A 14,146-nucleotide genomic window follows, 5' to 3' on the forward strand; every position below is an offset into this window, starting at 1 on the left:
TATGGCAAATATGAAATTTTCATTAAAACGACTATTTGAATTTTATGATGAAGTGTTAAGCCTGCCCCACAAGAATGAAATTGCTAGAGAGCTTCGGGATGAAGACGACCTATTTCTGCTGCTCGTTTATTCTGATATGCTCGGCATCCCAAACCCCGCTTTTTATTATACACTCGAACTGTATCCGTACATTATTGAAAAATTCCATGACTGGCATCTGCGGATGGGGATGGAAAAGTCTCCACTTGACGGCATTCGCTGCTGTTAATAAGAATAGCACTGAACCAGAGTACTTGACCAGATACCAATTAGCTTACAAAGGTGGGACCTGACAATGAATAATTTGCATCGAAATAAAATCCTCTTCGTAGGCGGCAAGGGGGGTGTAGGGAAATCTACATCTTCTGCAGCGATTGCCGTTGCCTTCGCCCGGGCAGGCAATCAGACATTAATTGTGTCAACAGATCCCGCCCATAACCTTGGGGATATTTTTCATAAAAATGTTCAGCATGAAAAAACCAAACTTGAAGAAAATCTATGGGGGTTGAGGTTGATCCTAACAGGGAGTCTAAAAAGTACATTGAGGGCGTAAAAGACAACTTACAAGGACTAGTAAAGTCAAAAATGGTTGAGGAAGTTCACCGTCAAATCGACATGGCCAGTGCTTCTCCCGGGGCTGATGAAGCTGCTCTTTTCGATCGGCTAATCTCCATCATTCTTGAAGAAGCTGACCACTTTGATAAAATCATTTTTGATACGGCTCCGACAGGCCACACGATACGGTTATTGACACTGCCTGAGCTAATGGGTGTATGGATAGACGGAATGCTTGAACGCAGGAAAAAAATCAACGACAATTATACTGAGCTGCTCAATGACGGAGAACCTGTCGATGACCCAATTTATGATATTTTGCAGAAGCGCAGAGAAAAATTTGCAGCTGTACGTGAAATCATTCTAGATGATATACAAACTGGATTTATTTTTGTTTTAATACCCGAACGGCTGCCAATTTTAGAAACACAACAAGCCATCAAGCAGTTGGGGAAGCATCACCTTTATATTAAAACATTGATCGTCAACAAGGTGCTGCCCGATCATGCAGATGGAGCATTTTTACAGAAACGCAGAAAACAGGAGCAAGACTATTTAAACCAGATTGATCAAACTTTCCCACATCAACAAACGATTAGAGTGCCTTTGTTCGAGGAAGATGTGGCCGATATGGACAAACTATCAATCTTCGCTACTCATTTGGGGCAACTAACGAAGGAGGAGACACACAAATGAAAGCAATCACACATGCAGAACAAGAAGGATTAAAAGGATTATCTTACCAGGATATAGATGAACCGACAGCGGAAAATGGCATGGTAAAGGTTAAATTGAAAACGGCCGGAATGAACCGCCGGGATATTGCTGTGACTTCAAGACACAAAACAGATCAACCACCATTAATCCTCGGTTCAGACGGGGCCGGAATTATTGAAGAGGTTGGCCAAAACGTTCGAGGCTTAACTAAAGGTGATGAAGTCATTATCAACCCTGGACTGGGATGGAAGCATAATAGCGATGCCCCCCTGAAGGCTTTGATATTTTAGGATTGCCTGATCATGGTACATTTGGAGAATATATTTCCGTCCCTGCCCAGAATATCGCACCGAAGCCTGAGTACTTATCTTGGGTGGAAGCGGGCGTCCTGCCTCTTGCTGCCTTAACAGCCTATCGCGTATTATTTACCCGGGGAAAGTTAAAGCAGGGTGATACCGTCATGCTCCCAGGAATCGGTAGTGGGGTCCTCACCTTTGCATTAAAATTCGCGAAAGCTGTTGGTGCTAGGGTCATTGTTACGTCTAGAGCTGGCGAGAAGCTGGAAAAGGCCAAAGAGCTCGGGGCGGATGTAGCGATACCTACCCAATCTAATTGGAATGAAGAATTAAAGAGTGAAAAAGTAGATCTACTTGTCGAGAGCGTTGGAGGTGCGACGTTCGATAAGTCCTTATCCGTTATTCGCAAAGGCGGAACGATCGTAACGTTCGGTGCAACTACAGAAGATGAAGTCACCATTGATATCCGCAAGTTTTTCTATGGGCAATATAACTTGCTAGGTTCTACAATGGGAAGCGGCGAGGAATTTGCTGACATGCTTTCTTTCATTGAAAAAAATAAAATCAAGCCTGAACTCGATCGCATGTTTAGCTTATCACAGTATAAAGAAGCCTTTGAATATCTTCGCGATACGAAAAACTTCGGAAAAATCGGTTTTACGATTGAATGATTGAATCGTCCCCATGGTTAACACCATGGGGATTCTTATAGGTAAATATCTATGATGAAAATTCTATTTTTATAGATATTCCCCATTGCTATCAATGGCATTAAATTATAATATAAATAGTATTAATACTGCAACGTGATAAAGATACATAATTCAGTGATTTGTGAGGGGAGTGTAAGAATGAAGATATTAATTGTCGACGATGATGATTCTCTACGTACCATGCTAAAAGATTTATGTGAAAAAGATGGGATTGAAGCAGAGACCGCTGCAGATGGACAAAGCGGTTTTAACTTATTTAGAAAACAGGATTATGATATTTTAATCGTAGACTACCACATGCCCGTCATGAATGGGCTAGAGTTAGTTCAGGAGATTCGCTTGGAGAATCAGCAAATTCCTATTCTTGTTTTAACAGAAGATAATCATCAAGATGTTGCCAACGCATTTAGAAAAGCTGGCGCTACAGACTTTGCTTTAAAACCTGCAAAGGAACTCGACATTATTTCTCGCATTCATCTACACATCCAAATCGCTAATATGAGAAAAAGACTTGAGTCCGAAGAAGATGTCTACAGTGCAAAGGGAATCAGCAAAGGGACACTGGAGGCTGTGGCACATTTTCTAAAAGAGCATCGGGGGCAAATTCTGTTGATACTATTTCACAAGGTGTCGGATTAGCCTATCCCACTGTTTATCGCTATTTAATGTATTTATTGGAAGAAGGACAGGTTAAGCAAGTCATCGGTCACCAAAAGATCGGCCGCCCGAAAAAACTTTATAAATGGTACACGAATTAACGGGAGCCTGTCTGATAGGGCTTCCGTTTTTGCTTATTATTAAAGAGGATTTAGGTGCCTGTTGACAGAATGGTAATGGTATGATGTAAGTAATGATCTTTAGAAAAGAATGGAAGATTAGTTTATATGGATTTAATAGAGATTGCTAAGTGCTTTGTTGAGGAATCGCAAGGAATGGGTGCGGACTATGCATTTGTCACCGGTTCAGTAGCACGGGGTGATGATGATCAATATAGTGATCTAGACTTAAGCATTTATTCAAGCGGAATCGATGCAGAGACTTCGATTAATGAATTCTATCGAAATAAGATGCTACAAGTAAGCATCCTTCCCGTCTCCAAGCTGCTTTCCCTCAAAGAACTTTTTGAGGATCCATGGAGCCATCGTTATATAGATGAGCTGTACATAATAAAAGATAACGAGAACAGACTCTACCACTTGCAGAATCAAGCAAAGGCTTTCCTTCATTCTCTAGAAGGCAGAAAGCAGCAGATTAAAATTGTTACACACCTAATCAATGAACGGCAATCTTACGCGAATAAAATGCTAGAAGCAGGCTATCCCACGACAGCGACTCAAGCTTCTCTTGGAGCCTGGGCCGAGGCCGCTCTCTTGTATTCCTATTTGGAGCAAGGCACGTTATCCACTGGTGCAGTCATTCCTTTTATTCAAGAAAAACATATAGAACACTTTCAATCTTTTTTAACCCATTCACCATTTACATCCTTGCCGAATACAGGGGGCATTATCAATAACATCGGTCATTTCCGACACTATCTAAGAAATCGGAAAAAAACTCTCTCCTTTGATCTCTCTCCACACCAGGATTCTATTTTTGTTAACAAAGCAAAAAGGTACCAATCTCAAGGCGCCAACCTTGCCTGGATAGCCTATGGCGAAGCTTTGTGGTTGTTCTTTGAAGAGGCTGACAACAAGTTAATAGAAGAGTTTCTTGATTCCTGTCCTCTAGATGTTCAAAATAGCTTACTAGATTTAGGCTTCCAACAGTCGTCAAAAGCAAATATTCAACAGTTACATGTGTTAACGGATGAACTTATTCACTATTCTCATTGTGCAATTGACTAATGAAAGGAGGAATCTTCTAGATGAGGCGTGTTACTTTTTCTAACAGTAGGGATTTAACCTTAGTTGGCGATTTACATAGCAACAAAGGAACATCGGTCATTATTATGTGCCACGGTTTTCTCTCCAACCGCTCCTCGCGCGGTCGCTTTGATTTCTTTGCCTCTGTCTTTCACCAACTTGGCTTTAGTGTATTACGGTTTGACTTTGGTGGCTGCGGCGAGAGCGAAGACAGTCCGCTTACATTAGCCAATGAGGTCGACGACTTAACTTCGGCTATGCATTATGCAATTGAGTCAGGTTATGTGGACATTATTCTGTATGGTCATAGTTTAGGTGCACGAGTGTGCCTAGAAGCATTTAACAATCGATATGTGAGAACAATGATTTTAACGGGGGCAGGTACGGGACCTGTAAAATACCATTGGCCAGACATATTTAATCAAGAACAACTGACGGATTTAGCAAAAACCGGTACTTTTACAGTAGAGGTGAATGTTCCTTACCGAAACAATATGCTCATTACCGAAGAAATGCTGAAAGATTTTGAACGATGTGATCAAGAGCAGCTGTTGTCGAACGTCACCTGTCCTATCCTCCTTATTCATGGGGATCAAGGGGAAGAAGGAATTCTAATGCCGATTACAAAGAAAGGCATTAAGTGGCTTCCTGAAAGCTCCAAATTGAAGGTTATTAAAGGAGCCGAACATAGCTTTATTGACCATCTGGACGTGGTTCAACAAACTGCCTCAGATTGGCTTTTAGCATTCGCAAATGAAGGATAACATGTGATTAGTTTTTACAGTAAATTATCTTCACAAGTGTACAACCTGGACAAGCTGATTGGCCACTCTTTTGGTGATATCGAATTTTATAAAAAGCGATTAGCGTCCGTACAAGGCAAGATCCTTGAGCCTTCAGCAGGAACTGGCAGGATGCTCATTCCTTTACTTGAAGAAGGATTAGATGTCGACGGGTTCGATCTTTCCGCTGACATGCTTAAAATATGCCGAACCAACTGTGAACAGAGAGGACTTCAGCCTACTCTCTTCCAGGATAAAATGGAGTCCTTTGCAACTGATGAGACTTATGAGGCGATTATCATTCCCGCTGACTAATTCTGAATTGCACGGAATCATTGATAATTGCACCAAATATCAGTTAATTGCATATTTAGATGGATTCCTACCTATTTAGAGAAAAAGGATGAACCATCAATCGGTTCATCCTTTTTCTCTCTGTTTTTATTTTCTCCTGAACACTTCAAAGAAATCAATAATTGCATGAAACATTGAAATAGATTGAAAGGTAAGTAAACTTAATGCCGTTAGGGAGAAGATACCAATAAATAGAAATCTCGCTGACAGGATGGTGTGAACCCAGGCCATTTCAATTCCTCCTTATTTTCTTAACATATGAATGGATCACTCCAATCATACTCCTACTGCCTTATATATTAAAGTTTTTTGTCACGGAAGGTTGGCCACTCATATCGAGCAATTCTTTGATCTTGTATTATAAAATGATGATCACACGGTTCTACTCCCTTTAGAACTTGGGGCAGATACCTAGGGATCATTCCTTCAACACCCTGGTTCCACTCATCTAGTACCCATAATTGATCTTTCCAGTCCAGGATCCCAACGTTTGCTGATGGCGTTTGAAGCTCGTATGGCCCTTGCAATTTAACTTGATAAACGTTCATATCACCTAACCGTTCCTCTTCAATTTCCTATCTCACCGAGCCTTTATTGATAAAATGCATTTGGTCTACAGGAAGTCCTGCTTCTTCTTTAACTTCACGTACAATACATTCATTTGGACTTTCTCCAGCTTCCATTTTACCCCCAACACCATTCCACAACCCTTGGTTAGATGCTTTGTTTCGGTTAAGCATTAACAATGAATCACCTTTTGTTATAAATGCAATTGTTTGTCTATACACCCTAGTCCACCTCCTAAACAAGCTCCCCATATTTTGACCACCACGGCTGCGCCTTTTCTAACTGTGCAGCAAGCTTAATTAAAGTGGATTCATCACCGAAACGCCCCATAAAATGCGAGCCGATCGGAAGGTTACTCTTATCCCAATAGAGAGGGACACTCATGGCCGGCTGGCCTGTGACATTTGCAATAGGTGTTAAATGAGCATACTCGGCGGACACCGCCAATATCTCATCCACCGATTTTTCTTCCCCATTATAATGTCCTAACGGCAGTGCTGGCTTCGAAGTCACGGGGTGCAGAAGGACATCATAGCTGTCAAAGAATTCATGTACCTTTACACTTTCTGTATGTAGATATTGTCGTGCCTCTTCATACTGCATTGCTGTCATATTAGTACCTTTCTTATGTAAGGTGAAAAGGATCCGTTCCATATTCATTTCATTTATCTCTTTCCGATTTAAACGGGCAGCTTCTTTCACAGCCAATGCTCCCCCTACGACCCACACAGTTACAAAAGCATCCATAAAACGGTGCAAATCAAAATCTGGGTAGGCGAGTTCAACTTGATGACCAAGACGTTCACAAAGCTCAGCTGTAGCTTTCGTCGATTTCTGTACTTCCCCGTCGATTTCCATTAATGCTCCAAAGTCCGCCATATAACCAATTTTCAATATCCCCGGTTCTTTCCCTGCTTCCTCTAAAAAAGAACTTTGATCATTCGGAGTGAAAAAGGAATCTGTTTTCTGAGGGCCTTTTAATACGTCTAATAGTGCGGCGCTATCCCTTACAGACCTTGTCACAGCGTGATTGACGGATAAGCTATTGAAGTTCAACGATAAGGGCGTTCGCCCTCGTGTAGGCTTTAATCCAAATAATCCGCAGCAGGAGGCAGGAATTCGAATGGAACCTCCCCCATCGTTCGCATGGGCAAAGGGGATCATCCCAGAGGCTACAGCAGCAGCGGCTCCACCGCTCGATCCTCCGGGTGAGTAGTCCTTATTCCAAGGGTTTTTCGCGTAACCTAAATATGTTGATTCAGTCGCAGGAGTAAATCCGAACTCAGGCGTATTCGTTTTTCCTATAACCGTAAGTCCTGCCTGTTTGAAACGTCTTACATTCACATCATCCACTTCCGCCGTATACCCGTCCATCAGCTTCGAACCACTTGTCAAAGGTTCCCCTTTAACCGCATTTAAGTCTTTTACCAAAAAAGGCATTCCTGCAAAGGCACCATCCTCGTTTGTGCTTGTATGAAACATTGTGTGCACGACCGCGTTAAGCTGTGGATTTTTCTCTTTGATCACTTGGATATAGTGCTCGGTAATCTCTGTAACCTTTATTTGGTTATTCCTTATCAGATTGAGTTGATCCAATCCGTCCATCTGCGCCAATTCCGAGATTTTCATTTTCAACAAAAACTCCTTTATTTACAAAAGTTGCTGCAAGTCCTCCATAACTTCAATGTAACGAACCGTCTCCCTATGGTAATCAACGAAGGATTCCTGCCGTTGAATGGCATTCATAAAGGTCTCCACTTGAAGGCGATATTGATCCCCTTCAATGATCATCTCTTCTGTGCCATTTTCAGTTTGAATGGTAACGATGCCCTGATGGTCTTTCTTATCTGGACGGTAGGCATCATGAACTTTGATCATGCCTTTGGTCCCAATCACCTCATACTCGTTGCGCGGCACAGCGTCAAAGCTGCAATCTACTTGCACAATGGTTTCGTCCTCTAACATCAACGTAGCAACTGCTGTTGTATCCACCCCGAACTTATCATCAATATGTGCAACCGCATTAACACTCTTCACCTTCTGACCGAGCACGTGTAAAGCGGAATGGATACCATAACAACCTACATCCCAGAGGGCTCCACCGCCCTTGTTTACGTCTAAGCGAATATTATTAGAATCTCGATTAAAATTAAAAGAAAAGCTAGCACGGACAAGTCCAACGTCACCAATTGCCCCTTCTTCTATCCATTGCTTCACTCTCTCATGCTGGGGATGAAATTGATACATAAAAGCTTCTAAAAAATAAACCTGATTTTGTTTACAAGCTGTGATCATGTCCTCCACGTCCTGAGCTTTTAGTGCAGCAGGCTTTTCACATAAAACATGCTTCCCTGCTTCAGCTGCTTTGATTGTCCACTCTTTGTGCAAATGGTTAGGAAGCGGAATGTACACAGCCTCAATTTCCTCATCTGCTAAAAGCAACTCATAACTAGAGTAGGCCTTTGGAATACCAAACTCCTCTGCTGCTTCCTTTTCTTTACCACTTTGACTAGCAATCGCATCGACTTCCGCATCTTCTGCACGATGTAGTGCTGGGATGAGTGCTTTCTTTGCAATCGCTGCTGTACTTAAAATCCCCCACTTCATATCAACACCTCTTCCTACATACTTTTCTTAAAATTATAACATTTTAAGACAATCAGGTTTAAACAACATGATATGATCATTAACGTTATTTTCCTCGACTAAATATATTAAACGTTGAAATACTAAATCTATATCCCAAAAATCGATTCTTATGGGTTTAATAAATATCAACGCGGGAAATCTAGCTGCAAAGCTTCAAGGAGATGGTAAATATGGGACAAACCTCAACATTTCGCACTCGGAAATTATTGCCTCACTTATTTATCTGTTTTTTCGTTATCGGTATCGTCATCATCAACAGTTTGTACGTACAACCTATTGAAAATACAACACGTAGTTTAATCGCTTTTATAGTTGCTCCTCTGCTCATTTTATACGCAAATCAACACCATTTATGGTTTCGGAGCTCCTTTCGCTTTTTTGTAAAAAGAAGTAATCGGCTACTTTCCAGTATGGCTTTGTTTGGTGGTGGAGTATTAGTCAGTTATGAAGTACTACACATGATTCCTAACGCATGGGGAATCGTTTTCCATCTCATAATTCTCGGATTCAGTTCAATCATCTACTGGTGTCCGCTCATTCTCAAGTGTTCATTCCAGAAATCAAGGGCTTACTTAGACAAGCTTGCCTATTTTACAGGAACAACTTTACTTTTCTTCATTTACCATCAGGTTTCCTTTGCCTATTATGAATCTACCCCAACACTTGGGTTTATGATCGCCGGGCTTATCACGATGCTCTTAACATTAATATATACCATCCACCAGTGGGTTCAAGCTGAAAAGAAAATCGACCACACCAGTGCAGAGGGATATATACGGCCGCTAAAATTTGATTAAAATTCAAAAACAGACAAGAGCCCAGTAGCTCTTGTCTGTTTAATCTAAAATAAATCGGGACTAATTAATTCAGGTACATACATGGCTATCCCCGGAATAAACGCGACTACGAGTAGCACAACGAATACGATCGCAATATATGGGATAACTGCCGAAAATGATCGTTCTATCGGTAATTTCCCTATTTTTGCGGCTAAGAGAAGACACAACCCATATGGTGGTGTAACTAACCCTATTGCTAATGTCATGATTGTTATAATTCCTAATAACGTCGGACTGACACCAAAACTGTTCGCTACAGGCAAAATCACCGGGATAAACAGAATCATCGCTGGAATGGCATCCATAAAGGCTCCTACGAAAAGGAAGAAGGCAATGATGATAAGCAAGAAAATCCATTTGCTATCAATGTTATTGGCAAAGAATTGTTCAACCCAAGAGGATAGCTGGTAATAACTCATTAGCTCACCGAGTGCACTTGCTGCTGCTAAAGCAAATAAAGATAACGAGCTAAGAGTAAGCGTATCCACAAGAATTTTAGGAAAATCCTTTAACTTAAGTGTTTTATAATAAAACATACCTACAATAACGGTATAAATGGAAGCGAAAGCAGCCGCTTCTGTAGCTGTGAAAATTCCTGCAACGATTCCGCCGATTAGAATAATCGGTGTCATTAACGCTGGTATCGTGTCGAGAAACTTTTTCATAAAGTTTTTAAGTGACGCTCTTTGGTAAGTTGGATATTCCCGCTTCACGGCAAGAATATAGACAAGGATCATCATTGCAACACCTACAAGAACGCCGGGAATGATTCCAACTAAAAATAAAGCTCCAACTGAAACATTCGTTAACCCTGCAAAAATAATCATCGGGATGCTTGGCGGGATAATAACCCCAATAGTAGAGGAGGCCGCTGTAATCCCTACAGCTGTTTCCGTGTCGTACCCTTGTTTTTTCATATTTGGAATGAGAATCTTCCCCACTCCGGCTGTATCAGCTTGAGCAGCTCCTGAGACCCCTGCAAAAAGCATAGAAACTAAAATATTTGCATGAGCTAGTCCACCGCGGATATGACCGACAATGGATAAGGCAAAGTCAATTAACTTTTGAGAAATTTGACCACTGTTCATCAAATTGGCTGCTAAAATGAACAAGGGAACAGCTAATAAGACAAATGAATCGAGACCGTTGAGCATTTTTACAGGAACTAATGCTTCTGGAATATAAGGAATATTCATAAAGCCGATTAAGGAAACGATGCCAATGACAAAGGCGATCGGAATCCCTATAACCATTAAGACAATGAACACTCCCGTTAATAGTAACCCAATCATTTGACAGCCTCCTCTCCGGAAAAGTTTTTAATGTTTTGGATCAAGTGGTTAAGTGTATAAATAACCATTGTTCCCCCCATTATCGGAATGGAGATCCACACATAGCCCATTTTCATTTGTGGTAGGGAAGTCCAAGTAAAGTTCCAGAAGCTTTCAACAACCACGATGCCAAAGTAAAACAATGCAAAGGTGAACACTAATAGAATAAGATCATTTATGAGATAAAGACTTTTTTTACTTTTTCCTTTTAATTTGTTCAATAAGAGGTCAAATTTGAAATGTTCTCTTCTATTAAGCATGACCGATGCTCCCATAAACACGGACCAAATAAAGGAATAAGTTGCTACTTCCCCTGTCCAAATAGCAGAAATGCCCATGTAGCGTGTAGTGACCTGTATGATAATTGTTACGAAAAAGACTAAAAGAAACAATACACCTATCGTTAATTGAATTCTTTCAAGCAGCTTAATAAACATCGCTTTCTCATCCTCCTTTGTAAGGACATTCTCTACCCTTCAGCTTTTTCTCTATTAGTGTGTGTTCAAAAAGTTGACGAATGACTTATTGAACATCCTCTATTATTTCAACTCTCTAATCTGCTTCAATAAATCCATGGTATTGATTTCCTTAGCTCTTTGGTTTTGAATCGGCTTTGCAAGCTCAATGAACGGCTGGCGATCAATTTGATTTACTTCCGCCCCGTCTTCGATCGCTTTCTGCTTATACTCTTCTTCTTGTTTCTTAACGACTTTCCGTTCTTTTTCTACCGCGGCTTGAGCAGCTTCCATAATGACATCCTGTTGTTCTTCCGTGTAAGAATCAAATTTATTTCCATTGATAAGCAAGAAACGTGTCGTGTAGTCATGAGCAGTTTCCGTGATATATTTCCCATTTTCTGTTTTATGATGGTTTTGTTGAACAAAATAAGGATAAGAATTCTCGGAGGCATCCACTACCCCTTGCTGCAAAGCTTGATATAACTCTCCCCAAGCTACAGCAGTTGGTACAGCACCTGTTGCTTCCCAATAATCTGCAATCGCACCAGATGTTTGGGTACGTAACTTCATTCCTTCAATGTCTTCAATCGAATGCAGCGGTTTTTTACCATAGTAATGACGAACGCCTGCACTCCAGTAGCCTAATAATTTAAAATCATTATCCGATTTTTTGTTAATCATTTTCGCAACTTTATCACCGACCTTACCATCCACCACTTTCTCCCAATGATCATAACTCTCAAATACATATGGCATGGCGAATAGGTCAATTTCCTTTATCCCTGTTTTAGACATAAATCCAGGGGAGACGAGGACAACATCTGCACCGCCCAGTTTAAGTTTCTGTACTAGTTCGGATTCACTTGTACCTAGCGTTCCAGCATGAACTTCTACTTCTATATTTCCGTTTGACTTTTCTTCCGCTACTCTTTTAAACTCTTTCATACCGTATTGATAGGGGTTCTCTGGAGAGGTTTGATTATGTGCGGCGATAATTTTTATCTTGCCATCCTCCCCAGATCCTCCTGTTACACGATCTCCACAACCGGCTAGTGAAAGGAGTGACAAAATCATAATGAGAAGCAAAATAGATAATGATTTTCTCATAAACGTTCCCTCCCTAAAAAATTGAATATATATTGAATCCGCTTACAATAAATTTATGATTCAACTTCTGACACCTTTTCAATATACTGCTTTGCTATATTGGTTACATTCTCCAAATCTGCTTGGGATGATAAACGCTTCGCATCAACAAGCTGACTTCCTACTCCGACAGCCTGTACCCCTCCTTGGAAGTATTCCAGCATGTTATCTTTATCAATACCTCCTGTAGCCATCAGCGGGATGTGTGGCAATGGTCCATGAACACTCTTAATATAACCAGGGCCCATTACATTCGCAGGAAAAACCTTCACCATGTCAGCGCCTGACTCATAGGCTGTTAAAATTTCTGTTGGTGTTAACGCCCCTGAAATACAAGGGATGCCATACCTTTGTGCCATCCTTATCATACCGGGGTTGACGGTTGGCGAAACAACAAACTGGGCGCCCGCCATAATAACAGCTCTGGCTGTTTCCGGATCGAGCACTGTCCCGCGCCTACGATCATATCGTCAACATTACTCCTCACTTCTTTAATTAACATTTCGACGTCTGGAGTTTCTGCCGTGATTTCGATCGCAGTAATCCCACCGTTATATAAAGCCCTGGCAATCGGTAAAATATTTTCGCCTGTTGCCTCACGAATAACCGGAATAACTTTTGCTTGCTGGACTCGTTGTAACATCTCCATTTGATTCACCTCTATTCAAGATTGGCGTGACGTGCTGTCATTTCTTCATTATTTGTTTGTTTCGATTGGTCTAAGGTATAAATGATGACGGCATCCAAAAGTAGATGCAATGATTGATCAAATTGATTCCCGAGCGGCTGAATGGTGTCCGGTTCTTCTGAACGTCTCTTTTTTGTCGCAGCAGGAATGACAAGCAGATGATCACTAAGTTTAGCAAGTTGGGAATCAGCATTGGTTGTAACAGCTGCTACTTCCGCTTCTTTCCTTTTTGCTTTTTCCGCAAATTGACAAATCGACTGCGTTGAACCTGAGCCGGAGATGGCAAGTAGCAGATCACCATGTTCGACGCTTGGTGTAATCGTTTCACCAATCACATAGACTTGATAACCTGCGTGCATCAACCTCATGGCAAAGGCTTTGCCCATCAATCCGGATCGTCCTTCTCCCACAATGAAAATTCGCTTCGCTTTCTCTAGCGATTGAGACAGCTTCATTGCTTCTTCTTCTTTCACATTGGCAAGAACTTGGCTAATTTCATAAGCTACGGTGTGAATCGTTTGTTTCATATTCCTTGATGACCTCCTTGATTTTCGATGCAGCCTGACTGCGATTCTCATGATTCGTGATTGCTCCCCGACAATCAATGTGTCAGGTTGGTACGGAAGAATATTCGGTAATGATTCAAGATTAATCCCTCCAGCCACGGCTACCTCCAAACCTGAATGGTCGCTGATGAGATCAAATAAATGATGATCAATGCTGCCATTTTTCTGCATATCTTTTCCAAAATGGAGACTGACGAGGTCGATCCCCAATTGACTGAGTTGGTGAATCCGCTGTTTATCATCTACGCCTAATAAGTCAACCATTACTCGAGTCTTATATCTCCTCGACACCTCAAGCATATCTTTGATCGTTTGATCAGCTGAAAAAGCCATTACTGTCGTTATATCAGCTCCTGCTTCAAAAGCCTGGATGGCTTCATGCCTCCCTGCGTCACACGTTTTCATATCTGCAACGATGACTGACTTTGGATAAGTTTCTCGGATCTCCTTGACGATCGTCATCCCATATTCCTTAATGACCCCCGTTCCGACTTCGATCCAATCCACTGATTCATTCGTATCTGCGAGAATTCCCAGACACTCTTCCTTCGTCAATCTATCTAAAGCTAATTGAAGGTTCATCC

At 41.3% G+C, this 14,146-nt stretch carries 14 protein-coding genes and 4 pseudogenes; 8 read left to right on the forward strand and 10 right to left on the reverse strand.

The window, feature by feature from the left end; genetic code table 11:
• Window position 1 precedes the first annotated feature (1 nt).
• From MUO14_RS10280 to MUO14_RS10310, 7 genes and pseudogenes are all read left to right on the forward strand, one after another.
• The gene (locus MUO14_RS10280; RefSeq protein WP_396265820.1) at window positions 2-268 is read left to right on the forward strand and encodes a cory-CC-star protein; all 267 of its coding nucleotides are present in this window, start codon (window positions 2-4) and stop codon (window positions 266-268) included.
• A 66-nt stretch (window positions 269-334) separates the two neighbouring features.
• Window positions 335-1,290: pseudogene (locus MUO14_RS10285) on the forward strand (ArsA family ATPase).
• Window positions 1,287-2,278: pseudogene (locus tag MUO14_RS10290) on the forward strand (zinc-binding dehydrogenase). The pseudogenes MUO14_RS10285 and MUO14_RS10290 overlap by 4 nt, the downstream one beginning before the upstream one ends.
• Before the next feature lie 180 nt (window positions 2,279-2,458).
• Window positions 2,459-2,959 (forward strand): response regulator, encoded by a 501-nt coding sequence (locus MUO14_RS10295; protein ID WP_244755128.1) that lies wholly within the window; start codon window positions 2,459-2,461, stop codon window positions 2,957-2,959.
• A gap of 245 nt (window positions 2,960-3,204) precedes the next feature.
• The gene (locus MUO14_RS10300) at window positions 3,205-4,164 is read left to right on the forward strand and encodes a hypothetical protein (protein WP_244755129.1); all 960 of its coding nucleotides are present in this window, start codon (window positions 3,205-3,207) and stop codon (window positions 4,162-4,164) included.
• 20 nt (window positions 4,165-4,184) lie between these two features.
• On the forward strand, window positions 4,185-4,946 hold the full coding sequence (locus MUO14_RS10305) for an alpha/beta hydrolase (RefSeq protein ID WP_244755130.1): 762 nt from the start codon (window positions 4,185-4,187) through the stop codon (window positions 4,944-4,946).
• 3 nt (window positions 4,947-4,949) lie between these two features.
• Window positions 4,950-5,270: pseudogene (locus MUO14_RS10310) on the forward strand (class I SAM-dependent methyltransferase); the annotation flags it as partial.
• A 135-nt stretch (window positions 5,271-5,405) separates the two neighbouring features.
• Here the strand turns inward: MUO14_RS10310 and MUO14_RS10315 are convergent.
• From MUO14_RS10315 to MUO14_RS10335, 5 genes are all read right to left on the reverse strand, one after another.
• Window positions 5,406-5,549 carry a hypothetical protein gene (locus MUO14_RS10315; protein ID WP_244755131.1) on the reverse strand — a complete coding sequence of 48 codons (144 nt, stop codon included), beginning with the start codon at window positions 5,547-5,549 and terminating at the stop codon, window positions 5,406-5,408.
• 68 nt (window positions 5,550-5,617) lie between these two features.
• Window positions 5,618-5,866, reverse strand: a complete 249-nt coding sequence (locus MUO14_RS10320) for a hypothetical protein (RefSeq protein WP_244755132.1) — start codon at window positions 5,864-5,866, stop codon at window positions 5,618-5,620.
• Window positions 5,867-5,893: 27 nt separating this feature from the next.
• Window positions 5,894-6,106 carry an NUDIX domain-containing protein gene (locus MUO14_RS10325; RefSeq protein ID WP_244755133.1) on the reverse strand — a complete coding sequence of 71 codons (213 nt, stop codon included), beginning with the start codon at window positions 6,104-6,106 and terminating at the stop codon, window positions 5,894-5,896.
• A gap of 13 nt (window positions 6,107-6,119) precedes the next feature.
• A complete protein-coding gene (locus MUO14_RS10330) occupies window positions 6,120-7,514 on the reverse strand; it encodes an amidase (RefSeq protein WP_244755134.1) in 1,395 nt (464 codons plus the stop codon).
• Window positions 7,515-7,535: 21 nt separating this feature from the next.
• On the reverse strand, window positions 7,536-8,492 hold the full coding sequence (locus MUO14_RS10335; RefSeq protein ID WP_244755135.1) for a Gfo/Idh/MocA family protein: 957 nt from the start codon (window positions 8,490-8,492) through the stop codon (window positions 7,536-7,538).
• Window positions 8,493-8,704: 212 nt separating this feature from the next.
• Between MUO14_RS10335 and MUO14_RS10340 the strand changes: the two genes are divergently transcribed.
• Window positions 8,705-9,331, forward strand: a complete 627-nt coding sequence (locus tag MUO14_RS10340; protein WP_244755136.1) for a hypothetical protein — start codon at window positions 8,705-8,707, stop codon at window positions 9,329-9,331.
• A gap of 44 nt (window positions 9,332-9,375) precedes the next feature.
• Here MUO14_RS10340 and MUO14_RS10345 read toward each other — a convergent pair whose 3' ends face one another.
• From MUO14_RS10345 to hxlAB, 5 genes and pseudogenes are all read right to left on the reverse strand, one after another.
• Window positions 9,376-10,665: a TRAP transporter large permease gene (locus MUO14_RS10345; protein WP_244755137.1), complete on the reverse strand. Its 1,290-nt coding sequence runs from the start codon at window positions 10,663-10,665 to the stop codon at window positions 9,376-9,378.
• A complete protein-coding gene (locus MUO14_RS10350) occupies window positions 10,662-11,141 on the reverse strand; it encodes a TRAP transporter small permease (protein ID WP_244755138.1) in 480 nt (159 codons plus the stop codon). The genes MUO14_RS10345 and MUO14_RS10350 overlap by 4 nt, the downstream gene beginning before the upstream one ends.
• 102 nt (window positions 11,142-11,243) lie before the next feature.
• A complete protein-coding gene (locus MUO14_RS10355) occupies window positions 11,244-12,269 on the reverse strand; it encodes a TRAP transporter substrate-binding protein (protein WP_244755139.1) in 1,026 nt (341 codons plus the stop codon).
• A 53-nt stretch (window positions 12,270-12,322) separates the two neighbouring features.
• Window positions 12,323-12,957 (reverse strand): annotated as a pseudogene (locus MUO14_RS24745) (bifunctional 4-hydroxy-2-oxoglutarate aldolase/2-dehydro-3-deoxy-phosphogluconate aldolase).
• A gap of 11 nt (window positions 12,958-12,968) precedes the next feature.
• Entirely contained in the window at window positions 12,969-14,144 is a 1,176-nt protein-coding gene (hxlAB, locus tag MUO14_RS10365; RefSeq protein ID WP_244755140.1) for a bifunctional 3-hexulose-6-phosphate synthase/6-phospho-3-hexuloisomerase, read from the reverse strand.
• Between the last annotated feature and the right edge of the window lie 2 nt (window positions 14,145-14,146).

Source organism: Halobacillus shinanisalinarum, assembly GCF_022919835.1.
GTDB lineage: Bacteria > Bacillota > Bacilli > Bacillales > Halobacillaceae > Halobacillus_A > Halobacillus_A shinanisalinarum.